The sequence below is a fragment of the Bradyrhizobium genosp. SA-3 genome (genome assembly GCF_004212635.1).
GTDB lineage: Bacteria > Pseudomonadota > Alphaproteobacteria > Rhizobiales > Xanthobacteraceae > Bradyrhizobium.
This window is the reverse complement of record NZ_PSRT01000104.1, coordinates 1-24,565: the sequence shown is the minus strand read 5'-3', so window position 1 is coordinate 24,565 and position 24,565 is coordinate 1. Positions and strand designations below refer to the sequence as shown.

28 protein-coding genes are annotated in these 24,565 nt (G+C 65.3%); 7 read left to right on the top strand and 21 right to left on the bottom strand.

Annotated features, from left to right (window positions below):
• Positions 1-23: 23 nt before the first annotated feature.
• Positions 24-1,913 (top strand): CHASE2 domain-containing protein, encoded by a 1,890-nt coding sequence (locus CWO91_RS29930; RefSeq protein WP_130218742.1) that lies wholly within the window; start codon positions 24-26, stop codon positions 1,911-1,913.
• A gap of 196 nt (positions 1,914-2,109) precedes the next feature.
• Here CWO91_RS29930 and CWO91_RS29925 read toward each other — a convergent pair whose 3' ends face one another.
• The 4 genes from CWO91_RS29925 to CWO91_RS29910 all read right to left on the bottom strand — a co-directional run bounded on the left by CWO91_RS29925 (position 2,110) and on the right by CWO91_RS29910 (position 5,663).
• Positions 2,110-3,609, bottom strand: a complete 1,500-nt coding sequence (locus CWO91_RS29925; protein ID WP_130218740.1) for a glycosyltransferase family 39 protein — start codon at positions 3,607-3,609, stop codon at positions 2,110-2,112.
• A 6-nt stretch (positions 3,610-3,615) separates the two neighbouring features.
• Positions 3,616-4,749 carry a glycosyltransferase family 2 protein gene (locus CWO91_RS29920; protein WP_130218739.1) on the bottom strand — a complete coding sequence of 378 codons (1,134 nt, stop codon included), beginning with the start codon at positions 4,747-4,749 and terminating at the stop codon, positions 3,616-3,618.
• 257 nt (positions 4,750-5,006) lie between these two features.
• Complete coding sequence (locus tag CWO91_RS29915) at positions 5,007-5,210, bottom strand: hypothetical protein (protein WP_130218737.1); 204 nt, start codon at positions 5,208-5,210, stop codon at positions 5,007-5,009.
• A gap of 87 nt (positions 5,211-5,297) precedes the next feature.
• Entirely contained in the window at positions 5,298-5,663 is a 366-nt protein-coding gene (locus CWO91_RS29910) for a hypothetical protein (protein WP_128946575.1), read from the bottom strand.
• A 101-nt stretch (positions 5,664-5,764) separates the two neighbouring features.
• Here CWO91_RS29910 and CWO91_RS29905 point away from each other — a divergent pair, with 101 nt between their 5' ends.
• Both CWO91_RS29905 and CWO91_RS29900 read left to right on the top strand, forming a co-directional pair.
• Positions 5,765-6,601, top strand: a complete 837-nt coding sequence (locus CWO91_RS29905) for a DUF72 domain-containing protein (protein ID WP_130218735.1) — start codon at positions 5,765-5,767, stop codon at positions 6,599-6,601.
• Positions 6,602-6,609: 8 nt separating this feature from the next.
• The gene (locus tag CWO91_RS29900; RefSeq protein ID WP_130218733.1) at positions 6,610-7,071 is read left to right on the top strand and encodes a DUF488 domain-containing protein; all 462 of its coding nucleotides are present in this window, start codon (positions 6,610-6,612) and stop codon (positions 7,069-7,071) included.
• A 143-nt stretch (positions 7,072-7,214) separates the two neighbouring features.
• Here the strand turns inward: CWO91_RS29900 and CWO91_RS29895 are convergent, their stop codons facing one another.
• From CWO91_RS29895 to CWO91_RS29870, 6 genes are all read right to left on the bottom strand, one after another.
• A complete protein-coding gene (locus tag CWO91_RS29895; protein WP_130218731.1) occupies positions 7,215-8,129 on the bottom strand; it encodes a PhzF family phenazine biosynthesis protein in 915 nt (304 codons plus the stop codon).
• Between the two features lie 157 nt (positions 8,130-8,286).
• Complete coding sequence (locus CWO91_RS29890; RefSeq protein ID WP_130218729.1) at positions 8,287-9,594, bottom strand: adenylate/guanylate cyclase domain-containing protein; 1,308 nt, start codon at positions 9,592-9,594, stop codon at positions 8,287-8,289.
• Positions 9,595-9,624: 30 nt separating this feature from the next.
• Entirely contained in the window at positions 9,625-10,788 is a 1,164-nt protein-coding gene (locus CWO91_RS29885) for an ABC transporter permease (protein ID WP_130218727.1), read from the bottom strand.
• 12 nt (positions 10,789-10,800) lie between these two features.
• On the bottom strand, positions 10,801-11,733 hold the full coding sequence (locus tag CWO91_RS29880) for an ABC transporter ATP-binding protein (RefSeq protein ID WP_130218725.1): 933 nt from the start codon (positions 11,731-11,733) through the stop codon (positions 10,801-10,803).
• On the bottom strand, positions 11,730-12,518 hold the full coding sequence (locus CWO91_RS29875) for an HlyD family secretion protein (protein WP_130218723.1): 789 nt from the start codon (positions 12,516-12,518) through the stop codon (positions 11,730-11,732). Before CWO91_RS29875 ends, CWO91_RS29880 begins: the two co-directional genes overlap by 4 nt.
• Positions 12,515-13,210: a TetR/AcrR family transcriptional regulator gene (locus CWO91_RS29870; RefSeq protein WP_130218721.1), complete on the bottom strand. Its 696-nt coding sequence runs from the start codon at positions 13,208-13,210 to the stop codon at positions 12,515-12,517. Before CWO91_RS29870 ends, CWO91_RS29875 begins: the two co-directional genes overlap by 4 nt.
• 95 nt (positions 13,211-13,305) lie before the next feature.
• Between CWO91_RS29870 and CWO91_RS29865 the strand changes: the two genes are divergently transcribed.
• The 3 genes from CWO91_RS29865 to CWO91_RS29855 are packed head-to-tail and all read left to right on the top strand — an operon-like array spanning position 13,306 to position 14,537.
• Positions 13,306-13,641 (top strand): ArsR/SmtB family transcription factor, encoded by a 336-nt coding sequence (locus tag CWO91_RS29865; RefSeq protein ID WP_130218719.1) that lies wholly within the window; start codon positions 13,306-13,308, stop codon positions 13,639-13,641.
• A complete protein-coding gene (locus CWO91_RS29860) occupies positions 13,638-14,111 on the top strand; it encodes an SRPBCC family protein (RefSeq protein ID WP_130218717.1) in 474 nt (157 codons plus the stop codon). Before CWO91_RS29865 ends, CWO91_RS29860 begins: the two co-directional genes overlap by 4 nt.
• Positions 14,112-14,123: 12 nt before the next feature.
• Positions 14,124-14,537: a GFA family protein gene (locus tag CWO91_RS29855; protein WP_130218715.1), complete on the top strand. Its 414-nt coding sequence runs from the start codon at positions 14,124-14,126 to the stop codon at positions 14,535-14,537.
• 4 nt (positions 14,538-14,541) lie between these two features.
• Here CWO91_RS29855 and adhP read toward each other — a convergent pair whose 3' ends face one another.
• The 11 genes from adhP to CWO91_RS29800 form a co-directional block, all read right to left on the bottom strand.
• On the bottom strand, positions 14,542-15,567 hold the full coding sequence (gene adhP, locus CWO91_RS29850) for an alcohol dehydrogenase AdhP (RefSeq protein ID WP_130218713.1): 1,026 nt from the start codon (positions 15,565-15,567) through the stop codon (positions 14,542-14,544).
• Between the two features lie 143 nt (positions 15,568-15,710).
• Positions 15,711-16,121, bottom strand: a complete 411-nt coding sequence (locus CWO91_RS29845) for a DUF2000 family protein (protein ID WP_130218711.1) — start codon at positions 16,119-16,121, stop codon at positions 15,711-15,713.
• Positions 16,122-16,311: 190 nt separating this feature from the next.
• Entirely contained in the window at positions 16,312-16,701 is a 390-nt protein-coding gene (locus tag CWO91_RS29840) for a DUF4189 domain-containing protein (protein ID WP_130218709.1), read from the bottom strand.
• A 209-nt stretch (positions 16,702-16,910) separates the two neighbouring features.
• Entirely contained in the window at positions 16,911-18,515 is a 1,605-nt protein-coding gene (locus CWO91_RS29835; RefSeq protein ID WP_130218707.1) for an NTP transferase domain-containing protein, read from the bottom strand.
• Positions 18,512-19,213, bottom strand: coding sequence for an XdhC family protein (locus tag CWO91_RS29830; protein WP_130218705.1), 702 nt, complete (start codon positions 19,211-19,213; stop codon positions 18,512-18,514). The genes CWO91_RS29835 and CWO91_RS29830 overlap by 4 nt, the downstream gene beginning before the upstream one ends.
• 2 nt (positions 19,214-19,215) lie before the next feature.
• On the bottom strand, positions 19,216-19,539 hold the full coding sequence (locus tag CWO91_RS29825; protein WP_008564652.1) for an XdhC family protein: 324 nt from the start codon (positions 19,537-19,539) through the stop codon (positions 19,216-19,218).
• A 10-nt stretch (positions 19,540-19,549) separates the two neighbouring features.
• On the bottom strand, positions 19,550-20,752 hold the full coding sequence (locus tag CWO91_RS29820) for a vWA domain-containing protein (RefSeq protein ID WP_130218703.1): 1,203 nt from the start codon (positions 20,750-20,752) through the stop codon (positions 19,550-19,552).
• A gap of 163 nt (positions 20,753-20,915) precedes the next feature.
• Entirely contained in the window at positions 20,916-21,839 is a 924-nt protein-coding gene (locus CWO91_RS29815; protein WP_130218701.1) for an AAA family ATPase, read from the bottom strand.
• A 63-nt stretch (positions 21,840-21,902) separates the two neighbouring features.
• Positions 21,903-22,709 (bottom strand): FAD binding domain-containing protein, encoded by an 807-nt coding sequence (locus CWO91_RS29810; RefSeq protein WP_130218699.1) that lies wholly within the window; start codon positions 22,707-22,709, stop codon positions 21,903-21,905.
• A 33-nt stretch (positions 22,710-22,742) separates the two neighbouring features.
• Complete coding sequence (locus CWO91_RS29805; RefSeq protein ID WP_091888943.1) at positions 22,743-23,228, bottom strand: (2Fe-2S)-binding protein; 486 nt, start codon at positions 23,226-23,228, stop codon at positions 22,743-22,745.
• A 135-nt stretch (positions 23,229-23,363) separates the two neighbouring features.
• Positions 23,364-23,810 carry an SRPBCC family protein gene (locus CWO91_RS29800; protein ID WP_130218697.1) on the bottom strand — a complete coding sequence of 149 codons (447 nt, stop codon included), beginning with the start codon at positions 23,808-23,810 and terminating at the stop codon, positions 23,364-23,366.
• A gap of 169 nt (positions 23,811-23,979) precedes the next feature.
• On the opposite strand from CWO91_RS29800, the gene CWO91_RS29795 reads away from it, so the two are divergent.
• Positions 23,980-24,565, top strand: a 586-nt coding sequence (locus CWO91_RS29795; RefSeq protein ID WP_245471424.1) for a lyase family protein, incomplete at its 3' end; no start/stop codon positions are given.

The window sequence follows — 24,565 nt, the reverse complement described above, 5'->3', positions numbered from 1 at the left end:
ATAGAAGATTGCAAACCCACCGCATGCGTAGCCGACGCGTTCAGATCCTGGTGGCACTCGTCCTCACCGCGCTGTGGGGCGCGGGCGTCTATGTCGCGCACGCCAACGGCCATCTGCGCTTTCTCGACAGGCTCGAGGCGACGCTGACGGATTGGCGGACCCAGGTTCGCGGCGTGCAGCGTCCGCCCGATCTCGTCACCATCGTCGCGATCGACGATACCGTGGTGAAGCGCGGCGGCAGCTATCCGCTTCCGCGTGCCGATCTCGCGCGTGTCGTCGACACCATCGTGCAATTCAAGCCGAAGGTCGTCGCGATTGACTTGCTGCTGGTCGACCGCAGCGCCGCGATCGGAGATGCGACGCTGGCAAATACACTTGCCACCGGTCCCATGGTGCTCGCCGCCGCGGCGATCTTCCCGTCCGCCAGCGAAACCGTGGCGCCGAGCAGCGAAGGTCCCCTCGCCGTCCTGCCGCAGGCCGAGCGCTTCCTGCTGCCCTTGCCGGCGTTCGCCGACCATGCCGAGGTCGGCATCGTCAACGTCGCGACGGGACAGTCGGGCTCGCCGCTCTCGGTGCCGATGCTGTTCCGGACGGCCGACAAGGTCGAGCTGTCGTTTCCCTTGCGCGTCGCGGCACGCGCGCTGGACAAGCCGCTGACGATCGCGCCGGATCATCTCAGGCTCGGCGACCGCACGGTGCCGACCGACAGCGACTTCGCGCTGCCTATCACCTATTACGGCCCGCGCCGCACCATCCGCACCGTCAGCGCGCAGAGCATCTTCGACGGCACGCTCAACCGCGCGGTGATCGAGAACCGGATCGTCGTGATCGGCGCCGCGGTCGCCGGCGGCGGCGACTTCTACCCGACGCCGTTCGATTCGCTGATGCCCGGCGTCGAGGTGGTCTCGACCGCGATCACCCATCTCGTCGCCGGCGACAGCATCGTGCGCGACCGCCGGGTCCATATCGCCGACGCGCTCGCCGCGATCCTCTTGCCGATGCTGCTGGTCGGCCTGCTTGCCTGGCGGCGCAGCGCGCTCGGCATCATGGCGGCGGCCGCGGTGATGCTCGCCTGGGCCGGGCTCAACGTGTTCGCGTTCATGCATGGGGTCTGGCTGAACGCCGCGACCACGCTCGCGGCCACGGTGCCGCCGGTTGCGGTCTTTGCCGGCGTGCAGCTGTGGGCGGGAGGCCGCCGCACGCAATATCTCGCCGCCAAGAGCAGGTCGCTGGCGCAATTCCAGGCGCCGGCGGTGCAGGACTGGCTGGCGCGCGATCCGAATTTCCTGTCCAAGCCCGTCCGCCAGGACGCAGCCGTGGTCTTCATCGATCTCTCCGGCTTCACGGGCTTAAGCGAACGGACCGATCCGGACGCGCTCCAGGACATGCTGAAGGCGTTTCACGCGCTGATCGACAAGACTGCGGTCGATTGCGGCGGCTTGATCACCGGCTTTCTCGGCGACGGCGCCATGATCCTGTTCGGCCTGCCGCGCGCAATGCCCGATGACGCGGCGCGCGCGCTGAAATGCGCGATCGACCTGCATCGCGGCGTCGAGCGCTGGATCGCTTCGTTGCCGCCAGCGATTGGGGATCAGCTCGGCTTCAAGATCGGCGCGCATTTCGGCGAGATCGTCGCCTCTCGCCTCGGCGAAACCCATCAGCACATCACGGCGACCGGTGACACCGTCAACGTTGCGAGCCGGCTGATGGAGGTCGCCACCCAGAACGACGCGCGGCTCGCGCTGAGCGATACGCTGCTGGACACCGCTGACTTCCACGGCGCTCCCGACGGCGTCCTGTCGGGCCCCCTGCTCACCCAAGTCCGCGGCCGCTCCGGCGTCGTGACCGTCTGGTTCTGGCGAGACCGCGATGGGCCGAGGCAGGCTGCCGCCAGGGCCGAGATGATCGGCTGAAGAGCCCAGCTATTCGTCCAACACTCCGCTGTCTTCCCGGCGAAGGCCGGGACCCATACTCCGGGGAGAAGTTTGGCGAAGACCGTCAGTGGCAGGTCTCAGCGCGGTGCGAGCAACTTCGCTCATCGATACATCACGCGGTATGGGTCCCGGCCCCCGTGCGCAATTGCGCACTAGGCCGGGACGACGGCGGCTGCTACCGCGCTTCCGGCGGCGGGGAGCGGTCGAGCACGTCACCCTTGGCGCCTTCCAAGAGATCGATGCCGTAGGTCTCGACCACGAGCGGCCCGCGCTTGCGCTGCAATTGCGCAATCTGCGTCACCGTCGCAAAGAGGTCGTTGAGGACGGGATGACCATCGCTGCGCAGCTCGTCGACATAGAGCAGCTTGCCGGCGAGCAGCTTGGGATCGGGCTCGGGCATGTTGACCCAGCGGATGCGCTGGCTCTGCTGCGCCACGCAGGTGCCGCGAGGCAGATAAAAGGCAAGCCAGCCTGTGGTGCCATAGTCCTGCGCGAGCACACAGGTCGCGCCACTACGCGCGCGCACCACTTCGATCTCGGCGGCAAGCTCGCGCCAGCCGACGCCGACGCTGCGCACGGTCGCATCGCGGCGATGGCCGGACAGCCAGCCGGTATTGGCCTGCACGATCAGGGCTGCAAACATCACGATGCCTGTTGGCGCGGCCCAGCGCAGGCAGAAATCCAGCAGGCGCCGCTGGCGCGGCTTCCATTGCACGAGACTAGCGGCGGCTGCGGCAACGACGAAGGGCGGATAGACCGGCGCGAACCAGTTGGCCTCGACGCGGGCATGCAGCGAATGCCAGACGAAATAGGCGACGATGGTCCAGAACATCGCCTCGATCAGCACGCGCGAGGCCAATGCACCGGCCCGGTGCCAGGTCAGCGCGTGCAGCCCCATCGCGCCCAGGATGAAGACGAGCGGGGTCGCGAACGCGATCTGGGTCGGGATCAGCTCGGCGATGAAGACGGGACGGAAGTCCTCGATTCTGGCGCGGCCAAGCTGCTTTGCGAACGAGACCCATTGATGGTCCGCATTCCAGAGGATCACCGGCGAGAACAGCGCGAGGGCCACGAGACCGCCGAGATAGGGCCACGGCGAGAGGAACCAGGGCCTGAGCTTCGGCACGGCCGCGAGCCAGATCAGGATCGCTAGCCCGAAGAACATTGCCGTATATTTCGACAGCAGCGCCGCGCCAACGGCTGCGCCGACTGCGAGCCACCAAACGCCGCGATCGGTCTCCAGCACCTTTGCGAGGAAGAACAGCACGAAGCTGGAGGCGACCAGCAGCGGCGCATCGGGCGTCACGATCAGCGTGCCGACCGAGGCCATCATTGTCACGTTGAACAGGATGGCGCTGGTCGCGGCCACGCGTACGCCGCCGAACAGGATCGCGGCGGAGCGATAGACCGCATAGCTCATCGGCAGCGCCAGCAGGATCGAGACGAGGCGAACGCCGAGCTCGGTGTCGCCTGCGATCATGGTGCCGGCGCGGATGACATAGGCCACCATCGGCGGATGGTCGTAGTAACCGCCCGCCAGGTTGTTCGACCACATCCAGTAATAAGCTTCGTCGAAAGTGATCGGCGTGAACGCGGCGGCGACCAGTCGCAAGCCGACCAGCGCAAGAATTGCCAGCGCGGTGTTGCGGGCGATCCCCGCGTCAGCTCCGCCCATATCGCGCTATTTCTTGCGCCAGACGAACAGTCCGGACATTGCGTAATTCCACACCACGCCCATCAGCGCGCCGGCCAAGCCGGCCAGCCACCAGATCGGCTCCTGGTCGTAGACCGAGAAGGCGACGCCGACATTGGCGAGCAGGCCGACGCTACACACGATGTAGAAGGCGATCAGGCCGCGCAGCAGCGCAACGCCCTTCAGCCGCTGGTCGCGATAGGTGAGGAAGTTGTTGAGGATGAAATTGCTGGTCATGGCGACGATAGCGCCGGCGGCCTGCGCCTCCGGGAATGGCGCCTTGAACAGCTGAAGCGCGATGAACAGCGTGGTCAAGTGCACCACGAGGCCGATGCCGCCGACCATCGCGAACAGGATGAAGCGCAGCGAGACGATGTCGTTGCTCAGCTTGGCCAGGACGAGGCCGAGGAAGTCCAGCGCGACCATGGAATCGAGCTTGCTCTCGCCATGCTGGCGGGCGCCGAAAGTGTAGGGAATCTCGACCGCCCGCAAGCCGCCATGCGCGGTCGCGACAAGGTCGAGCAGGATCTTGAAACCGTGCACCGAAAGCTTTGGCGCGAGCTGCTCGAAACGATCGCGGCGGATCATGAAGAAGCCGCTCATGGGATCGGCGATCTCGACCCGCAGCATCTTCCTGGCGACCTCGGTCGCAAGCGCGCTGGCGCCGGCGCGCTGCTTGTTGAAGCCCTCGCTCTTGTAGCCCTCGATGTAGCGGCTGCCGACCACGAGCTCGGCCTCGTCGCTCGCGAGCAGCAACAGCATCTTCGGCAGTTGCGTCTCGTCGTGCTGGAGGTCGGCGTCGATCACGGCCACAAAGGGGGCGCTCGAAGCGAGGATGCCCTCGATGCAGGCGCCCGACAGGCCGCGGCGGCCGATGCGGCGGACGCAGCGCACGCGGCTGTCGCGCTGCGCCAGCGCGCGCACGACGTCCCAGGTGCCGTCGGGCGAATTGTCGTCGACGAACACGACCTCCCAGGCGACGTTGGCGAGTGTCGCCTCCAGCCGCCGGTACAGCACCGTGACGTTGTCGCGCTCGTTGAAGGTCGGGACAATGACCGACAGTTCCGGCCCTTCTTGAGCCTGCGGCAGGTTGTCGACGCCCGGTCTGATCGCTTCATTCATGACGGCAGCGTATATCCGCCGCGTCACGCGCTGCCAAGTTCTTGCGCTACCAAGCCGAGGTTTCCAAGGGGAACGGCCCAAAAGAGGCCCTAAAATGCCAACGACCCCGGAACGGCGGACCGCGCGTACATCCGGCGCAGGCCCAAGCTATTCCAAGGTCGTCCCAGCGACGGAGTTTTCGCTCAACGTCGCCGTTGAAAACTAAATAGGAACGACGGATCCGCTTCGCAAGAGGACCAAAACCCGATTTTGGCGCCCTATTGGTTGGGTATTTCCCGAATCACCGGCCCTCGCGGCGCCGGAGCGGCCGGGGCTGCGGGTGCCGCAGTAGGGGCCTGCTCGATCTTCGCCGGCTTGGGCGGCTTGCCGTACTGGCCAATCGGTCCGAACACGACGGCGACCGCAAGCACGATCGCCGCGACGATCGCGCCCAGAATGCCCCCCACCGACTCAGACGACATGGACCCATCCCTGTTCTAGATGTGCCCAGTGATACCATGGATGAGCGCGCAGCCGGAAGGGCCGCCGGGCCGCAGCGGTCAATGGAGCTATTTCTGCGGCGGCCGGTGCTTGACGAAGGCCGTCACGATGTCCTTCTGCGCCGACTCCACCGCCCTGTTCGCGGTGGCAAGATGGGCGCCCGAATCGATGTTGGGATATTGCGTGGTGAGATAATCGAGCAGCACCACCCGGTAATATTGCCGCTCCGACGGGCAGGCGCCCGCGACCGAACGGCCAAAATCCTGTTCCGACAGGCCCTGATTTGAGTCGCGGGAATATTCCCGCGCCAGGCAATGCCAGTAATCGTCGCGGCCCTGCTGGGCGAGCTTCTGTGCGCTTTTGGCGTCGTCATCATCCGCCATGGCAGCAGATGTCATCATGACGAGCGCGGCTCCCAGCAACAGCATCCGCATTCTTGTTCTCCTTCTTCGCGGGTCCGGCTCGCGAGCTTAGACGGGACGGGCCAACTGGCCAATCACAACTGGTTTGATTAGGATGAGGTCCCTCCCCGTCGATGCGAGATCCTTCCGTGGCCAAAGCAAAAACCGCGTCCAAAAAATCCGGCAACATCTTCATCGGCATCGGCGGCTGGACCTTCGAGCCCTGGCGCGGCGTGTTCTATCCGGAGAAGCTGACGCAGGCCAAGGAGCTGTCCTACGCCGCCTCGAAGCTGACCTCGATCGAGATCAACGGCACCTATTACGGCTCACAGAAGCCGGAGAGCTTCCGCAAATGGGCGAGCGAGGTGCCCGAGGGTTTCGTGTTCTCGGTGAAAGGACCGCGGTTCGCCACCAACCGCCGCGTGCTCGCCGAGGCCGGCGATTCCATCAAGCGGTTCTACGATTCCGGCGTGCTGGAGCTCGGCGACCATCTCGGGCCCGTGCTCTGGCAGTTCGCGCCGACCAAAAAATTCGACGGCGCCGATTTCGGCAAGTTCTTGGAGCTGTTGCCGCGCAAGCTCGAGGGCCGCGCGCTGCGCCATGTCGTCGAAGTGCGCCATGACAGCTTCTGTACGCCTGACTTCGTCGCGCTGATCCGCGAATTCGAGACGCCGGTGGTGTTCGCCGAGCACGGCAAATATCCTGCGATTGCCGACGTCGCCGGCGATTTCGTCTATGCGCGGCTTCAGAAGGGCAATGACGAGATCAAGACCTGCTATCCGCCGAAGCAGCTCGATGCCTGGGCTGAGCGCTTTCAGGCCTGGGCTTCGGGAAGCGAACCCGACGACCTCCTGAAAGTCGACAAGGCCAAGCCGAAGAATGAGCCACGCGACGTATTCGCCTACGTCATCCACGAGGGCAAGGTGCGCGCGCCGCACGGCGCCATGGAACTGATCGCCCGGGTGAGCTGAGGTCTCTCATGGCAAAGGCGAAGAAGCTGTTCACCATCGGTTATGAGCAGACGTCGCCCAAGGCCGTGCTGGACGAGTTGGAACAGGCCGGCGTCAAGCTCGTGGTCGACGTGCGCGCAGTGACGTCCTCGCGACGGCCGGGCTTCTCCAAGAAGCAGTTGTCCGCGGGCCTCGATGAGCGCGGCATCGCCTATGTCCACCTCGCCGCGCTCGGCACGCCGAAGGAAGGCCGCCTCGCTGCGCGCAGCGGGCAGTATGATGTGCTGGAGAAGATCTATTCAAAGCACCTGAAGACGCCGCAGGCGCGAGAAGAGATGGACGAGCTCTCGGCGCTGGTGAAGAAGGCCGGCCCCGTGTGCCTGCTCTGCTACGAGCGCGACCACACCCACTGCCACCGCCAGATGATCGCGGAGATCATCGAGGAGCGCGATGGCGTAGCGGTGAAGAATTTGGCAGGGCGGCAGGTGTAGCCACGCGGCAGGTGTAGCCACACCGTCATTCCGGGGCGCGCGCAGCGCGAACCCGGAATCCATTAAGCCAAGGAGTTGGTGGATGAATGGATTCCGCGCTCAGCGCTTCGCGCTGCCCCGGAATGACGAGTGGAGAGAGCGCCCTAGCCCTCTCCCACCAACCGAAACGTCCCTTCCATCATCGGCACGCAACTGCCGCCGACATGGGCCGAGATGATCTTTCCCTCCTGCTTGCGCACCCGCGTCAGCAGCAGGCTCGGCCGACCCATGTCAAAGCCCTGACCGACCGTGAGCTTCAATTCGCCGTCGCGCGCGGGATCAAGGTCGGCGAACAGCGCGGCGGCCGCGACCGTGGCACTGCCGGTGGCAGGATCCTCGGCGAGACCGCCGGCACCGCGCATGAACATCCGCGCTTGAAGCTCGCAGGGCGCCTCCGCCGCGGGCACATCGCGCGTATAGAACCAGGCCGAGACTGCGCCGTCGCGCGGAAATACCCTGCCGAAGGCCGCCGCGTCGGACCTTGCCCGCTTGAGCGCATCGCGCGAATGCAGCTCGATCACCAAGAATGGCGTTCCAACACCGACGACCTGCGGCGCGTGACGGTCGACCTTGATATCCTCCGCGCTCAGCGAGATGCAGCTCGCGGCATCCGCGGCAGACAATTGCGACAGCCGCGCCAGCGGCTGCGGCGCGGTGAGCTCGGTGCTCACCACCCGGCCCTGCTCCCGCCGGATGTCGACCGGCACGAGCCCCGCCTTCTCTTCGAACAGCAAGCGCGGCTTCGGCTCCTTGGCGATCGTCGCCAGCACGAAGGCCGTGCCGACATTCGGATGACCCGCGAAGGGCATTTCCCTGACCGGGGTGAAGATCCGCACCTCGGCATCATTCGCCCTGTCACGCGGCGGCAGCACGAAGGTCGTCTCGGAATAGTTGAACTCGGTCGCGATCGACTGCATCTGCTGAGTGGACAGCCCGCCGGCATCGAGCACCACGGCGAGCTGGTTACCGCCGAAGGCGCGGTCGGTGAACACATCGACGGTGATGTAGCGGCGCTGCATCGTCTCTTCCCCATGCAAGTCGCGGCCGCAACCGGCCGCATGGCAAGTCTACAAGCCGGCAACATCGCCCGTCATGCCCCAAAATTCGGAGCAATCGGAGCATTCGCGGAAGCGACGTTGAGGGCGCGCCTTGCCTACGCCCCGCTCTAGACAGTGCTCACCCCAATTGAAACACCGCGACTGGCCGCTCATAACCGCGCACCTCGACCTCGCCGAGCGCGACGGCGTCGCTGCCGTCGTCGCCCAGCGCTTCACGGACGGACGCGGAGATCAAGAGCTGGGAGCCGAGCTCCTTGTTCAGCGCCTCCAGGCGCGAGGCGAAATTCACGGTGTCGCCGATGACCGTGTATTCCTTGCGCCGGGGCGAGCCGATATTGCCGGCGACGACCTCGCCGAAATGGATGCCGATGCCGATCCGCAGCGGCCAGCTCGTTTGCGCGTTAATGCGGTCCATCGCCGTCAGCATCTCGCGGCCCGCAGCGACCGCGCGGTGCGCGGCGTCGGAGGCCTCCAGCGGCGCGCCGAACAGCGCGAGAAAGCCGTCGCCCAAGAACTTGTTCACGATACCGCCGTGGCGGTCGAGGATATCGACCAATACGGCGAAGGCACCGTCGAGCCGGTCGACCACTTCCTGAGGCGTGCGCGACTGCGCACCGGCCGTGAAGCCGCGGAAATCGACGAACATCACCGCGACGCGGCGGAGATCACCGGAAGCGCTCGTTCCCGCCGCCATCAGCCGTTCCACCACCTGGGGGGAGACGTGCTGGCCGAACAGATTGGTCACCCGGTCGCGCGCGGTGGTCGCCGCAATGCTCGCGGCAAATTGCCGCCGCAGCTGCGCGCCGACGGCGCCCGCCAGCACGCCGCAGATCAGGATGACGATGCTGCGCACGGCGTGGAAATAAATCAGGGGTTCGTCGGCCTCACCAGCCGAATTGTAATACAGCGCGATTGCTAGAAGCCCGGCTGCGGCCACGAAACCCGTGAAGGTGGAGAGCCAGAAATCGAGCCGCAGGGTCGAGAGAATAACGAAGATGAAGTACATCAGCGGCACGGCGAAACCGAGCGCCTGGGTCGCGCCCATGGTCCGGATCTGGAGGATGAGGATCACCGTGGGGAGCGACGTCTCGATCAGCGTGCCGAGATAGCGCCTGATCACCGGCAGGTCGCGATCGAGGCGGAGGTTCTTCCTGATCTGGGTGTGGACCCAGACCTCGAACAGGATGAAGCCGACCAGAAGGCCATAGATCTCGATGAGTCCTTCCGTTCCGCGCCAGACCCGGTTCACGACAGCAGGATCGATCAGGTAGATCGTGGTGAGGAACAACATCATGACGCAGCCCGTCATGATCAGCGCGCGCACCCGCAACAGCTCGGTGCGCAGCACCTCCCGCGTCAGCTCGCGCTCGAAATCCTCCGATAGCACGGCATGCTGCCGGGCTTTCCTGCTTGCAAACCGGACCATTTCACCCCTCGATTCCGGGGGCATTGTGCCTCAATCCAGCGTGCGGCGGAAGCGCGTCACGGCGATGGTCATGGCGAGCAGCATCAGGGCCGCCAGCGCCAGCGTATCGAAGCGCAGGTTCTGCATGGTCGCGCCCTTCAGCATGATGGCGCGGACGATGCGCAGGTAATGGGTCAGCGGCAGGGCCTCCCCGACATATTGCGCCCAGGCCGGCATGCCCGCGAATGGGAACATGAAGCCGGAGAGCAGGATGCTGGGCAGGAAGAACATCATCGACATCTGCATCGCCTGGAGCTGGTTCTGTACCAGCGTCGAGATGGTGTAGCCGATCGACAGATTGGTGGTGATGAACAGCGTCGAGAGCAGCGCCAGCAGGAACAGATTGCCGAGCACGGGGACGCCGAACAGGCCGACGCCGATGCCGATGATGAGGAAGGCCTGCACGAAGCCGACCAGGACGTAAGGCACGATCTTGCCGAACATCACCTCGACCGGCTTGATCGGCATCGACAACAGGCTCTCCATGGTGCCGCGCTCGACCTCGCGCGTGACCGACAGCGCGGTGAAGATCAGCATGGTCATGGTGAGGATGGTGCCGACGAGGCCCGGCACGATGTTGAGGCTGGAGGCCGCGGCCGGATTGTAGCGGGCATGCGCGCGGATCTCGAACGGCATCTCCGGGGGATCGCCGATGTAGAGATCGTGCTTGAGCGCGGTCTGCACGACCATGCCGAGCGAACCGATCGCCGAGCTCGCGGCAACGGGATCTGTGGCGTCGGCCGCGACCAGCAGCGCCGGCCTGTCGCCGCGCCGCACCGCCCGCTCGAAGCCGCGCGGGATCTCGACGCCGAACAGCACCTTGCCGGATTTCAGCAGATTGTCGAAATCCTCGACGTCGTGCACTTCATAGAGGAAGCGGAAATAGGCGGTGTTCTCCAGCGCCTTCAGGATCGAGCGAGCGAGATCGGAATCCTCCTGGAGCAGCACCGCGCTCGGCAGATTGTGCGGCGTGGTGTTGATGGCGTAGCCGAACAGCATGAGCTGCATCACCGGCAGCATTACGATCATCGCGAAGGAGACGCGATCTCGCCTCAGTTGGATGAACTCCTTGACCAGCATCGCATAGGAGCGTCTCCAGAAGCCGAAGCGCTCCCGGATTTCGTGCTGTGGCGCGGGATGATCGACAGCGCTCATTGGAAATTGTCCTTACTGGAAATTGTCCTTGGAGTGGCTCATCAGCTCGATGAACACGTCTTCGAGCGATGGCGACGATTTCTGCCAGTCCAGGCCGCTCTTCTCGCGCCACGGCCCGATGCTGGCTTCGAGCGCGGCGACGTCGCGCCCCGAAACGTGCAGCGAGGTGCCGAACGGCGCCACCATGTCGATGCCGGGCTTGCCGGTGAGCTCGGCCGCGATCCCGTTGAGATGTTCTCCGGTGACAGTGTAGGTGGTGAGCGCGGATTTGGCGATCACCTGCTCCACCGTGCCATGCGTCAGGAGATGGCCATAGGCGATGTAGGCGATCTCGTGACAGCGCTCAGCCTCGTCCATGTAGTGGGTCGAGACCAGCACGGTGAGGCCGTCGGCGGCGAGCGCGTGGATCTCGTTCCAGAAGTCGCGCCGCGCCTTGGGATCGACGCCGGCGGTCGGCTCGTCGAGCAGCAGGAGCTGCGGATTGGGCAGCGTGCAGGCGCCGAGCGCCAGGCGCTGCTTCCAGCCGCCGGAGAGCTCGCCGGCGAGCTGCTCCTCGCGGCCCGACAGCCCGAGCCGCTTGATCATGTCACGGGCAGCGCCACGCGCGTCAGTGAGGCCATAGAGCCGCGCGACGAATTCGAGGTTTTCGCGCACCGAGAGGTCCTGGTACAGGCTGAAGCGCTGGGTCATGTAGCCGACCTGGCGCTTGATCTTTTCGGCATCGCGGCGGATGTCGTATCCGAGGCAGGTGCCCTCGCCGCTGTCGGGCGTGAGCAGGCCGCAGAGGATGCGGATTGTGGTGGTCTTGCCCGAGCCGTTCGGCCCAAGGAAGCCGTAGATCGAGCCGCGCTTCACCTGCATCGACAGATCGTGCACGACCTCGCGGCCCCCGAACGATTTCGTCAGGCCCTTGACGTCGATCGCGATGCCGTTGCCGCCGCTCATCGCTTGTCCGCCACCGGTGTCTTCGGATTGAGGTAGACGTCGATCGGCTGTCCGACGCGCAAGGCGTCGGGGCGCGAGGGCCGCGCCTGGATCAGGTAGACGAGCTTGTTGCGCTCATCGAGGCTGTAGATGACGGGCGGGGTGTATTCGGCCGAGGTCGCGATGAAGTAGATCTTTGCGGTGAGATCGGCCGCGCAATTATCGCAAACGATCCGCACCGTGTCGCCGATGGCGAGCTTCGGCAGCTCGGCCTCCGGCACAAAAAAGCGCAGCTTCATGTTGCCCGGCGGCATGATCGAGAGCACCGGCCGCTGCGCCGCCACCATCTCGCCCTCCCGGAAATAGATCTGCTGGATGGTGCCGGCGACCGGCGCAAAGCCTTTGCGCCGCGCCATCCGCGTCTCCGACGTCGCCACCCGCGCTTGCGCGACGCGCAAGGCCGATACCGCGGAATCGAGATTGGCCTGCGTGCCGGAGCCGGTCTTGTTCAGCGACGCCGCCCGGTCATAGGTTTGCTGCGCATTCGCCAGCGTCGCCTTGTTCTGGTTGAGATCGGCCAGCTGGAGATCGTCGTCGACGGAATAGAGGTGATCGCCGACCTTCACCTCGTCGCCTTCGCGGATGTTGAGCTTGGTCACCCGGCCGGCCTCGTCCGGACTGACGAAGATCATGTCGGCCTCGACCCAACCCTGGAAGCCGGGATCGCGCTTCTCGTTGCAGGCTGCAAGCGCGGTTGCGAGCACGACGGCCAATGCAAATCTAAAAATCGCTCGTGACGACCTCATGTCGTCCTCCGTTCGCCAAAAATCAAATCGAGATGAACGCGCAGCATGTCCTGCGCGTCGAGCGGCGCATGCCGCACAAAAAGGCTCTGCCAGATCACCGCGATCATCGCGGGCGCGACCAGGATCTGTGGATAGCGCGCGAGGTCCTTCTCCCGGATCTCGCCGCGGGCGATGCCGAGCTCGATCAGCGCGCGCATGGCGGCAATCCCGCGCGAGACCACTTCGCGGTAGTAGAAATCGGCAACCGACGGAAAGCGCGGCCCCTCCGCCACGATCAGCCGCACCAGGTCGCCGCGCCTGGTGCCAATGACCTCCTTCAGGAAGTTGCCGGCAAACGCCTCTATCAGGTCGCGCACAGAGCCCGCCGGCGGCGGCAGCGTCGTGAGGCGCGTGACCACCGGCACGATGACAATGCGCACCAGCTCCTCGAACATCGATTCCTTGTCCTTGAAGTGCAGGTAGATCGTGCCCTTGGCGACACCGGCGCGCTTGGCGATGTCGTCGAGCCGCGTCGCGGCAAAGCCGCGCGCGATGAACTCGTCCATCGCCGCCTCCACGATCGCCGCACGCCGCTCCGCGGCCCGGGCGGCGCGATTTGAAACGCGGGCCTCGGCTTCAGCTCCGGCTTCGGGTGCCTGGCTCCCGGCTCGGGCCACGGATGCAAGCGCTGTTCTGGCGGGCTTCTTCGTCATTTGTCATTTATGACTGACTAGTCAGTCATTGTCAATCGTTGCAACACGACGAATTAGTGTTTACTAATGAATTAGCACATGCTAATGCTTCCCTCATGATGGAAACCGCCCCGAACCCCGTAACTGCCGTGATGCGCGCCCTCGCCGACCCCACGCGCCGCGCTGTGTTCGAACGCGTTTTCGACAGCAGGGAGATCAGCGTCGCCGAGCTGACGCGCGGCAGCGGTGTGACCCAAGGCGCGATCTCGCAGCACCTGAAATCCCTCAAGCAGGCCGGCCTCGTCGCCGAGCGCGCCGAGGGCCGCAATGTCTACTACCGCGCCGCGCCGCAGGGCCTCGAGCCGCTGGTCACCTGGATGGACCATTACGGCGTGTTCTGGCGCGAGCGCTTCCAGAACCTGCGTGACCTCTTGAAGGAGATCGATCCGTGAGTGCAGCCGAGTTGAAAGCCGAGACCCAAGACAACATCCGGGACATCGTCATTGACGAAGTGCTTCCTCATGCGCCGGAGACGATCTGGAAGGCGCTGACCAGCGCCCAGTTGATCGCGCGCTGGCTGATGCAGCCGACCGGCTTCGAGGCGATTGAAGGCAACACCTTCACATTCCAGACCACCCCTGGCGGCAACTGGGACGGCGTCATTCATTGCCGCGTTCTCGAGGTCGTGGCCAACCGGCGCCTCGTCTACGCCTGGAAGGGCGGCGATGAGCGCAACACCGGTTACGGCGCGCCGCTCGACACTGTCGTGACGTGGTCCCTCACCCCGGTCGAAGCCGGCACGCGGATCCGCCTGGTCCATGCGGGCTTCGTGATGCCCAGGAACGAGTCGGCCTACAACGTGATGAGCGGCGGCTGGAAGAAGGTCGTCAGACAGCTCGACGAGATCAGCGGCGAAGAGTGAGGAGATATCGCGATGGACAAGCCCTATTCCGGCGGCTGCGCCTGTGGCGCGATCCGCTATTCGATTGCCGGTGAGCCGCTGTTCAGCAACCACTGCCAATGCCGGGACTGCCAGCGGGAAAGCGGCAGCGGCCATGGCTCGTACGCGACGTTCGCGCGCGCCGGCCTCACGCTGACCGGCGAAGCGAAGCATTGGGACATGGTCGCCGACAGCGGCAACGTGAAGACACGCGGTTTCTGCGCGCAATGCGGCGTGCCTGTGTACATGACCTTCGCGGCACAGCCCGACGTCTTCACGATCCGCGCCGCAACCCTCGACGAGCCCGCCCGCTACAAGCCGCAGGCGGTCACTTTCGCAGCGCGCGGCCATGACTGGGATCGCCTCGATCCCAGCCTGATGAAGTTCGAAGGGATGCCGCCGGGGTGAGGAGCTAGCCAAAATCCAGTACCATGCGGCCGTCGATCTTGCCGGCCTTCATGCGGTCGAAGACGTCGTTGATTTGCGTGAGCGGCACCTTCGTCACCTCGGCCTTGACCTTGCCGTCGGCGGCAAACGCGATCGCTTCGTCGAGATCGCGCCGTGTGCCGACGATCGAGCCGCGCACGGTGATGCGCTTGAGCACGACATCGAAGATCGGCGTCGGGAATTCGCCCGGCGGCAGGCCGACGAGGCTGACGGTGCCCTTGCGCCGCACCATTTTCAGCGCCTGGGCGAACGCTGCGGTCGACACCGCCGTCACCAGCACGCCGTGCGCCCCGCCCCCGCTTGCCGCAAGAACATTGTCCACGGCGCCTGCCGCGAGTGCGTTGACCGCGAGATCGGCGCCGGCCTCACGCGCCAGCGCGAGCTTGTCCTCGGCGATATCGACCGCCGCGACCTTGAGCCCCATCGCCTTGGCGTACTGAATTGCGACATGGCCGAGCCCGCCGACGCCTGAGATCACGACCCATTCGCCGGGTCGCGCCTCGGTCTCCTTCAATCCCTTGTAGGTGGTGACACCGGCGCAGAGGATCGGCGCAATGGCGGCGAAATCGACGGTCGCCGGTAGCGTTGCGGCGAAGGCGGCCGAAGCGATGACATGTTCGGCGAAGCCGCCGTTCACGCTGTAGCCAGTGTTGTGCTGGTGCTCGCACAGCGTCTCCCAGCCGGTCTCGCAATATTCGCAAGACATGCATGCATCGTGCAGCCAGGCGACGCCGACTGCATCGCCGACCTTCAGGTTCTTCACGCCGGACCCGACCGCAGCGACGATGCCGGCTGCTTCATGGCCGGGAATGAAGGGCGGCACCGGCTTCACCGGCCAGTCGCCGGACGCGGCGTGCAGATCGGTGTGACAGACGCCGCAGGCCTTCACCTTGACCAAAACCTCGCCCGGACCGGGCTGCGGCACCGGCACGTCCTCGATCACCAGCGGCTTGCCGAATTGTCTGACAATTGCGGCTTTCATGGTCGGCATCGGCCTGCTCCCTTTCCATTACAGACACAGACTAGCGATACCGAGCGGTCCTCCTTTGATGGGCGTCAAACAGCACAAACTTTGCGCAACCGGATCACCATCACGACATTCCGATGATGGCACGACGTGACGCGCCTGCGGCCTCAGCTATGGAACTTGAGGCCGTCGATAATCTTGTCGATCACCTTGCGCTCGGCGCGCATCGCGATGCCGACGAGATTGAGGTCAGTGCGAACTACCGCCCTCACCACTTCGCGATTGGCGGCGTCATGCGTCGTCTTGAACATGTCCTCGGTATAGACCGCCGGCTTGACGTTGCGCGTCAGCGCCCGGTCGAGCGCGCGCGATAATGCCGGACCATCGGCGCCATAGATCAGGATCGGCTGGCCGATCAGCGCATGGTATTTTGTGCCCGAGGCGTCCTCATAGGCTTCGCCGATGCACTCCGGAAAGGCCGCGGCGATGCCGCTCGTCAGGAAAGACGCGACGTTGAGCTTCTGCCAGGCTTGAAGATCGGTGCGGATCACGACGGCGATCTTGGTGTCGAACTGCATGTGTATTCCTAGATGTCATTCCGGGGCGCGCCACTTGGCGCGAGCTCTGATGCGCATTGCGCATCGAGAATCCATCGGGTCGCAAAGTCGGCGGAGGAACGGATTCCGGGCTCGATGCTCAGGTCCGCGCACCGCGCGGTACCGTTGCATCGCCCCGGAATGACAGCAAGAGGAATCAGCCCTCGAAGGATCAACCCTTGGCGTCGCAGGCCCAGGCGCGGATTACGCATTCCTTGCCGCCATATTTGTAGCATTCGCGCGTGGCGGCATTGAGCGAGGCCGAAATCTTCGGCTTGACGGCATAGCCATAAGCGCCGCAGGGATTGGCGAGATCGACCGACATCGCAGCGCAGGCGCGCTTCATCGTCACGGTCGTGCAATCGCCCTTGCACTGTTTCTGTGCCGCGGCGCGCGCCTCGTGCTCGGCGCCGTAATCATAGGCCTGCCCATACGCGCCGCACTTGCCGACCGCAATAGCGCCCGCTGCGTGGGCTTCGGTGATGTAACGGGCGCCGGAGACACAAACCGACAGCGCAAAGAAAAACATCGCGCAACGGCGCGCGACGACGTTCGAAGCCATGGAAAAACCCCTCCCCCCAAGGCAGGTGGAGGGACTCTAAGCGGCGGTCGTTTCCAGATGGTGAACGGGTGGTTGAAATCGAAGGGGTGAGAGATGCCGTAGAGTGGGCAAAGGCGCAGCGCCGTGCCCACCAATCTGTCCTCACAACTACCCGCAAATTGGTGGGCACGCTTCGCTTTGCCCACCCTACGGCAGCGTTTACGGAAGCGTCATCCGCGTCTTGCCGCTTCCAGCGCCTGCGGCGTGTCGATGTCCAGGAAGGCGCTCTCGCCGTCGACGGGCACCTCGGCCACGGCCTCCGTGTGCTTGGCGATCAGATGCCGCGCACCGACGTCGCCGTCAAGGGTCAACAACTCCTTGAAGAAGCGACGCGACCACAGCACGGGGTTGCCGCGGCGGCCTTCGCTGACGGGCACGACGATGAGGTTGCCGCGGTCGGGTGCAAAGCCGTCGATGAGGCGGTCGATCAGACCGGCGTCGATCAGCGGCATGTCGCCGAGGCACACCAGGGCGCCGTCGCAGGTCTCGGGCACGGCGGCGATGCCGGCCTTGACCGAGCTTGCGATGCCGCCGGCGAAATCCGGATTGCGGACGAATTTGACCTTCAGGCCCTGCAGCGCCTGCTCGACCAGCTCGGCCTGGTGGCCGGTGACGACGATCACCTCGGATGCCCTGGAAGCCAACGCCTGCTCGGTGGCGATCCGCACCAGCTTCTTGCCGTCGAACTCCGCAAGCAGCTTGTTCGGTCCGCCCATCCGGGTGGAGCGGCCGGCCGCCAGGACGATGGCGGCGACCTGGCTGTTGCCCTCGGTCTCGGGTGTTGCGCGCGGCTGCGGCCGCGTCACGATCTCCATCAGGAGGCCGCCGACGCCCATGCTCATCAGCTCGGACCGCGTCACCTTGATGCCGGCGAGCAGTCGCATCAGCACCCAGTCAAAACCGTTCTCGACCGGCGAGCGCGCGCAGCCCGGCGCACCCAGCACCGGCACCTCGCCGGCACGGGCGATCAGCAGCAGATTGCCGGGATCGACCGGCATGCCGAAATGCTCGATCTCGCCACCGATGCCGGTGACGGCCGCCGGGATCACGTCGCGGCGGTCGGCGATGGCGGACGCGCCGAACACGATCACGAGCTCGGCGCCAAGACCCAGCAACTCCTTGATCGCAGCCGACAGCACCTGCTCCTCATGCGGGACCCGCCGCTCGGCAATGATGCTGGCGCCGGCCGGCGCGAGCCGCTCGGCGGTAACACGCAGTGTCTTGTCGATCACCTTGGATGACAGGCCCGGCAGCAGCGTCGAAACCACCCCGACGCGCGTGATCATGTAAGGCGCGATCCTGAGCACGTCCTTGCCGGCCGCCTTCACCGCGGCATTGCGCAAGCTCTCTTCGACGCCGAACGGGATAATCTTGACCGTGCCGACCATCTCGCCCTCGACCACCGGCTTGTAGGCGGCGAGCGTGGCAAAGGTGATGGCCTCATCGACATTGTTGATGCGGTCGACCGCGGCGCGGTCGATCACCAGCACGCCCGCGCGCGCGGCAAACAGGTTGGCGCGGCCGGTGAAAGCGCGCTCGACATGAATGCCCTCGCCGCCGACGGCAAGCGCGATGCTGGCGGCCGCAACGTCCTCGGAGACGTCACCAGCCTCCATGCGCACCACCACAATATCTTTGATCCCAGCGCGCTCCAGCGCCTCGACCTCGGCGGGGCCGATCGTCGTTCCCTTCTTGAGCACCAGCGGTCCCTGGCGCAGGGTGTGGACGGTCACCCCGCCGATCGCATCCCTCGGGCTCGCCGGGCCGAACTTCATGCCGCTTCTTCTTTTTCTTTCGGAGGCAGCCGCAGCACCGCCGTGATCTCGGCCATGATCGCAACCGCGATCTCGGATGGAGAAACCGCGCCGATCGCAAGGCCAATGGGCGCGTGGATGCGTGCGATGTCGCTCTCCTTCGCGCCCTGCGCCCGCAGCCGGTCGCCGCGCTTGGCGTGTGTCTTCCGCGAGCCGAGCGCGCCGATGTAGAAGCAGTTGCGCTCGAAGGCGTGCAGCAGCGCGGGATCGTCGATCTTGGGATCGTGCGTTACCGCGACGAAAGCGGTGTAAGCATCGACATTGAGCGGCGGCAATGCCGTATCGGGCCATTCCGCGACGAGCGGAATGTCCGGGAAGCGCTCGGGGCTCGCAAAGGCCGTGCGGGGATCGACGACCGTGACGTCGTAGCCGAGCGAGCGTGCCAGCGGCGCCAAGGCCTGGCTGATATGCACCGCGCCGACGATGACGAGTTTTGCGGTCGGCGCGTAGACGTTGAGGAACAGCTTCTTGCCGCCAGCCTCGACATTGGCGCTCTTGCCCATGCGAAGCTGCTTGTCGAGTTCTGCGTGCAGCGGATCCTTGGCAAAGTCCTTGGCTTTCACCAGGCGCTGTTCGCCGCTCTCGGTGTCCGTCACCAGAATCACCGGCCGGCGCGCGGCGCGCTCGGCATTGAGTTCGTGCAGGATCGCAAGCTTCACGGCTAACCCACCTTCTCGACGAAGACGCGGATGGTGCCGCCGCAGGACAGCCCGACATTCCAGGCGGTCTCGTCGGCAACGCCAAACTCCAGCATCTTGGGCTTGCCGCTCTCGATCACGTCCATGGCCTCGGTGACCACGGCGCCCTCGACGCAGCCGCCGGAGACGGAGCCCAAGAACGTGCCCTCGTCATTGATGACGAGGCTCGAGCCCGCCGGGCGCGGCGCCGAGCCCCAGGTCTCCACCACAGTGGCGAGCGCAACGCCACGCCCGGCCTTTTGCCAGTCCTCCGCTGCCTTCAGAATATCCTCGTCGCGATCGAGCATGGCTGGCCTCTCAAGCTGCGGAGCGGATCAGGCTGCGGTGATGCGGCGGCAGCGGCCGGGAGAGCGTGGTGATCAGCTCCTGGATCGAACTCAAATTATGTACCGGGCGGAATTCGTCAACGTGGGGCAGCATCATTTTGATGCCCTGCGCCTTGGCCTCGAAGCCGCCGAACCGGAGCAGCGGGTTCAGCCAGATCAGCCGCCGGCAGGAGCGGTGCAGCCGGTCCATCTCGAAGGCCAGCTTGGAATCGGCCTCGCGCTCCAACCCGTCGGAGATCAGCAGCACGATGGCGCCCTGGCTCAGCACGCGCCGTGCCCACAATTTGTTGAAGTTGTGCAGCGAGGCCGAGATCCGCGTACCGCCGGCCCAGTCCTCGACCGAGGCCGAGCAGCTTGCCAGCGCCTCGTCGGGGTCGCGCTGGCGCAGGGCGCGGGTGACGTTGGTCAGCCGGGTACCGAACAGGAACACCGAGACGCGCTTGCGCGCATCGGTGATGGCATGCAGGAAATGCAGGAACAAGCGGGTATATTCGCTCATCGAGCCCGAGATATCGAGCAGCGCGACGATCGGCGCGGGCTTCTCGATGCGTCCAAGGCGATGGATGTCGATGATGTCGCCGCCGGTTCGTAACGATGCGCGCAGCGTGCGGCGCAGGTCGAGCCGAAGGCCGCGCGGATCGGGTCGTTGCCGGCGCGTCAGGAGCTCGGCCTGCGGCAGGTGCATCCGCTCGACGGCGCGGAGCGCCTCGGCGATTTCAGCCGCGCTCATCTGCGCAAAGTCCTTCTTCTGGAGGATCTCCTTGTCGGAGACCGACAGGCGCAGATCCTGCTCCTGGTGCTGCGGCGTCTCCGTCATCCGCGGCTGCGACATCGCCTCCTGCACGCGGCGGGAGCCTGCCTGCGGCTTCTTCCTGGCCTGCTCCGGCAGCGGCACCGAATCCAGCATGTGCTTCCATTCTTCCGAGGCGCGGAAGAACAGGTTGAAAGCCTGCTTGAAGATCAGCGCATGCTCATGGCGCTTGACGAAGATCGCCTCAAGCGTGGTGAAGACATCGGTGCGACTGCCGATGTCGATCACCTGGAGCGCGCTCATGGCATCGATGACCGCACCCGGCCCGACCGGCATGCCGGCTGCACGCAGCGCGCGGGCAAAGCCGACGATGTTGTCGGCGAACTGCTCGGTTTGCTCGGGCGCGAGGTGATTGATGGCCATGGTCCAACACTCTCAGTCGTCATTCCGGGGCGCGCCCTCCTTGGCGCGAGCCCGGAATCCATTCATCCACTAACTCTGCGGCCCGATGGATTCTCAGGTGCGCAATTGCGCACCGTAGCTCGCGCTACGCGCGCCCCGGAATGACGAACTCAATTAACGCGCGTCAATTCTCGCTCGTCGCGTCTTTCAGTACCTTCTGCAAGGCATCGCCCTGCATCCGCGTGATGTCGTCCTGGTATTTGAGCAGTGCGCCCAGCGTATCGCCGACCACTTGCGGGGTCAGCGAGCGGGCGTCGAGCTCCGACAAAGCGGTGGCCCAATCGATGGTCTCGGCGACACCCGGTGACTTGTAGAAGTCCTGGTTGCGCAGCGCCTGGACGAAGCGCACGACCTGCTGCGAGAGTTTTGCCGAGATGCCGGGCACGCGCGTCTTGACGATCGCGAGCTCGCGCTCGGCGGCGGGATAATCCACCCAGTGATAGAGACAGCGCCGCTTCAGCGCGTCGTGGATCTCGCGGGTGCGGTTGGAGGTGATGATGACGATCGGCGGGTGCGGCGCCTTCACGGTGCCGAATTCGGGGATCGTCACCTGGAAGTCGCTGAGGATTTCGAGCAGGAACGCCTCGAACGCCTCATCGGCGCGGTCGAGCTCGTCGATCAGCAGCACCGGGGGACCGGCAACGTCGGGCTCCAGCGCCTGAAGCAGCGGCCGCTTGATCATGTAGCGGTCGGCGAAGATGTCGCTCGAGAGCTGGTCGCGATCGGTGTCGCCGGCGGCTTCCGCCATCCGGATCGCGATCATCTGCGCGGCGCTGTTCCACTCATAGACCGCGGAGGAGACGTCGAGGCCCTCGTAGCACTGGAGGCGGATCAGCTTCCGCCCCAGCGCTGCCGAGAGCACCTTTGCGATCTCGGTCTTGCCGACGCCGGCTTCGCCTTCCAGGAACAGCGGCCGGCCCATGCGCAGCGACAGGTAGGTCACCGTGGCCAGCGCTCGCTCGGCGAGGTAGCCGCGCGACGTCAGGAGTTCGAGCATCGCATCGACCGATGCCGGCAAAGCACCGGAAGAATTGGCCGCTGGAGTCATGAAAAAAGCCAGTCTCGCTACGCCCTCGCCGGGGACAGGTTTGGGCCGAGGAATGAGGTCAGCTCATTCCTTGGCATTGGCGGCATCGACGGCGCGGCGCGTCAGCACGCCGATGAGATGCGCGCGGTACTCGGCGCTGCCGTGGATGTCGCTGTTAAGGCCTTCCGCCGGCACCGCAATGCCGTCAAGCGCCTTCGCCGAGAAGCGCTTCTTCAGGGCCTCCTCGAACGCGGTGACGCGGAACACGCCTTCGGAGCCCGCACCGGTGACGGCGACGCGCACGTCCGACGGACGCCGCGCCACGAACACGCCGACCAGCGCGTAGCGCGAGGCCTGGTTGCGGAATTTGATGTAGGCCGCCTTCTTCGGCAGCGGAAACATCACCTTGGTGATGATCTCGTCGGCTTCCAGCGCGGTCGAGAACAGGCCCTGGAAATACTCTTCCGCCTTGAGGCGGCGCTTGTTGGTGACGATGGTGGCCCCTAACGCGAGCACTGCGGCCGGATAATCCGCGGTCGGATCGTTGTTGGCGAGCGAGCCGCCGATCGTGCCCTTGTGACGCACGGCGGGATCGCCGATTCCGCCGGCAAGGTTCGCTAGCGCCGGGATCGCCTCGCCGACGACGGCGGAGGCCGCGACCTCGGCATGCTTGGCGGTGGCGCCGATCACCAGCGAGCGGCCCTTCATCTCGATCGTGTCGAGCCCCTCGATGTGAGAGAGGTCGACCAGATGCGGCGGGCTGGCGAGGCGCTGCTTCATGACGGGGATCAGCGTGTGGCCGCCGGCGATCACCTTGGCGTCTTCGTTCTTCACCAGGAGATTGGCCGCCTGGCGAACGGTCCCAGGGCGATGATATTTGAATTCGTACATGGGTGTGTCCTGATCGCGGAGTGCGCGCGCGGTTTACGCGAGATCGGATTTGGCCATCGCCTTCGCGCCGGCGGAGATCGAGGCCACGATGTTCTGATAGCCGGTGCAGCGGCAGAGATTGCCTTCCAGCTCTTCGCGGATGGTGTTGTCGTCGAGCTCATGGCCCTTGCGATGCACGATGTCGATCGCGGTCATGATCATGCCGGGCGTGCAGAAGCCGCACTGGAGCCCATGATGCTCGCGGAAGGCCTCCTGCATCGGATGCAGCGGCGCGCCATCGGCGGCCAGTCCCTCGATCGTCTTGACCTCGTGGCCGTCGGCCATCACCGCCAGTGTGGTGCAGGACTTCACCGCCTTGCCGTCCAGATGCACGACGCAGGCGCCGCACTGCGAGGTGTCGCAGCCGACGTGGGTCCCGGTCAGCCGCAGATTCTCGCGCAGGAACTGCACCAGGAGGGTGCGGGGATCGACATTGGCCGTGACTGGATTGCCGTTCACGATGAGGGAGATTTTTGCCATAAGCACTCTCTATCAGCGCCCCGACGGGTCCCATCGAAGCGGTTCTTATAATTATTCCAACCCATCATATGGGCCATTATGCCCGGGGGCAACATCACCCCGGACGCAAAGCGCCATGCCGAAAGGCGATAGCCTTCAGCCCTGTACCGCCTTGGCGAAGTTCGCGAAAAATTCGTCGGCCAGCTTCTTGGCGGCGCCGTTGATCAGGCGTTGGCCGAGCTGCGCCAACTTGCCGCCGATCTGCGCCTCGACGTCGTAGGACAGCAGCGTGCCGCCGTCCTTCTCCGCGAGCCTGACGGCCGCGCCGCCCTTGGCGAAGCCGGCCACCCCGCCCTCACCCTCACCGGAGATCTTGTAGCCATTGGGCGGGTCGAGATCGGACAGCATGACCTTGCCCCTGAAACGCGCGGACACCGGCCCGACCTTCATTTTCGCCGTTGCGCGAAAGCCGCCGTCATCGGTCTTCTCCAGCTCCTCGCAGCCGGGAATGCAGGCCTTCAGCACCTCGGGATCATTGAGCTTGTCCCACACGGCCTCGCGCGACGCCGCAAGCTGGACTTCGCCGTTCATCGTCATGGCCATGGGTGCCTCCCGGATCGCACAACTATAATGCTGTTCAAGTAACGCACGGAGGCCGTAAAGGAAAGGGCGGGCCCCGGTCACGTGCAATGCATATTCGCAACTGCAAAAAGCTTGCGCCGATGGTTTGGGATTGGCACAGGCGAGCCATGGTGGTTAGGTCCCGCACAATATGAGCACTTCCCTCTCCCCCCTGCTCGCGCCGATGCTGTCGAGCGCAGCCATGCGCGCGGTCTGCGACGACCGGTCGACCCTTCAGAACATGCTCGATTTCGAGGCAGCTCTGGCACGGGCCGAGGCCGCCACAGCTGTGATTCCCGCGTCCGCGGTGGGGTCGATCGCGCCTGCCTGCAAGGCTGATGCCTTTGATATCGCGGCCCTGGCCGAGGCCGCAACGCGATCAGGCAATCTCGCGATTCCCCTGGTCAAGGCGCTGACCGCCAATGTCGGCAAGGCCGATGCGGAGGCCGCGCGTTACGTGCATTGGGGCGCGACCAGCCAGGACGTCATCGACACCGCGACCATGCTCACGCTGCGCGCCGGCATCGATGCACTGGACGCCGACCTCAGCCGCGCCATCAAGGGTTTTGCCGCGCTGGCGCGAGCCCATCGCGCCACCGCGATGGTAGCGCGGACCTGGCTCCAGCATGCGCTGCCGATGCCGTTCGGGTTGAAAGCCGCCGAATACGCCGCAAGCCTCGCCCGCGCCCGCTGTCGCCTCAGGCGGCTCTCCCGCGAGGGTCTCGCGCTGCAATTCG

Coding starts and splice junctions, on each gene's coding strand:
- CWO91_RS29840 (WP_130218709.1), bottom strand. CDS start 16,701: ATGGCTTCGAACGTCGTCGCGCGCCGTTGCGCGATGTTTTTCTTTGCG.
- CWO91_RS29895 (WP_130218731.1), bottom strand. CDS start 8,129: ATGCAGCGCCGCTACATCACCGTCGATGTGTTCACCGACCGCGCCTTC.
- CWO91_RS29880 (WP_130218725.1), bottom strand. CDS start 11,733: ATGAGCGGCGGCAACGGCATCGCGATCGACGTCAAGGGCCTGACGAAA.
- CWO91_RS29855 (WP_130218715.1), top strand. CDS start 14,124: ATGGACAAGCCCTATTCCGGCGGCTGCGCCTGTGGCGCGATCCGCTAT.
- adhP (WP_130218713.1), bottom strand. CDS start 15,567: ATGCCGACCATGAAAGCCGCAATTGTCAGACAATTCGGCAAGCCGCTG.
- CWO91_RS29820 (WP_130218703.1), bottom strand. CDS start 20,752: ATGGCCATCAATCACCTCGCGCCCGAGCAAACCGAGCAGTTCGCCGAC.
- CWO91_RS29875 (WP_130218723.1), bottom strand. CDS start 12,518: ATGAGGTCGTCACGAGCGATTTTTAGATTTGCATTGGCCGTCGTGCTC.
- CWO91_RS29800 (WP_130218697.1), bottom strand. CDS start 23,810: ATGGCCATGACGATGAACGGCGAAGTCCAGCTTGCGGCGTCGCGCGAG.
- CWO91_RS29815 (WP_130218701.1), bottom strand. CDS start 21,839: ATGACTCCAGCGGCCAATTCTTCCGGTGCTTTGCCGGCATCGGTCGAT.
- CWO91_RS29825 (WP_008564652.1), bottom strand. CDS start 19,539: ATGCTCGATCGCGACGAGGATATTCTGAAGGCAGCGGAGGACTGGCAA.
- CWO91_RS29915 (WP_130218737.1), bottom strand. CDS start 5,210: ATGTCGTCTGAGTCGGTGGGGGGCATTCTGGGCGCGATCGTCGCGGCG.
- CWO91_RS29865 (WP_130218719.1), top strand. CDS start 13,306: ATGATGGAAACCGCCCCGAACCCCGTAACTGCCGTGATGCGCGCCCTC.
- CWO91_RS29835 (WP_130218707.1), bottom strand. CDS start 18,515: ATGAAGTTCGGCCCGGCGAGCCCGAGGGATGCGATCGGCGGGGTGACC.
- CWO91_RS29885 (WP_130218727.1), bottom strand. CDS start 10,788: ATGAGCGCTGTCGATCATCCCGCGCCACAGCACGAAATCCGGGAGCGC.
- CWO91_RS29845 (WP_130218711.1), bottom strand. CDS start 16,121: ATGCAGTTCGACACCAAGATCGCCGTCGTGATCCGCACCGATCTTCAA.
- CWO91_RS29810 (WP_130218699.1), bottom strand. CDS start 22,709: ATGTACGAATTCAAATATCATCGCCCTGGGACCGTTCGCCAGGCGGCC.
- CWO91_RS29805 (WP_091888943.1), bottom strand. CDS start 23,228: ATGGCAAAAATCTCCCTCATCGTGAACGGCAATCCAGTCACGGCCAAT.
- CWO91_RS29920 (WP_130218739.1), bottom strand. CDS start 4,749: ATGAATGAAGCGATCAGACCGGGCGTCGACAACCTGCCGCAGGCTCAA.
- CWO91_RS29900 (WP_130218733.1), top strand. CDS start 6,610: ATGGCAAAGGCGAAGAAGCTGTTCACCATCGGTTATGAGCAGACGTCG.
- CWO91_RS29890 (WP_130218729.1), bottom strand. CDS start 9,594: ATGGTCCGGTTTGCAAGCAGGAAAGCCCGGCAGCATGCCGTGCTATCG.
- CWO91_RS29905 (WP_130218735.1), top strand. CDS start 5,765: ATGCGAGATCCTTCCGTGGCCAAAGCAAAAACCGCGTCCAAAAAATCC.
- CWO91_RS29930 (WP_130218742.1), top strand. CDS start 24: ATGCGTAGCCGACGCGTTCAGATCCTGGTGGCACTCGTCCTCACCGCG.
- CWO91_RS29870 (WP_130218721.1), bottom strand. CDS start 13,210: ATGACGAAGAAGCCCGCCAGAACAGCGCTTGCATCCGTGGCCCGAGCC.
- CWO91_RS29910 (WP_128946575.1), bottom strand. CDS start 5,663: ATGCGGATGCTGTTGCTGGGAGCCGCGCTCGTCATGATGACATCTGCT.
- CWO91_RS29925 (WP_130218740.1), bottom strand. CDS start 3,609: ATGGGCGGAGCTGACGCGGGGATCGCCCGCAACACCGCGCTGGCAATT.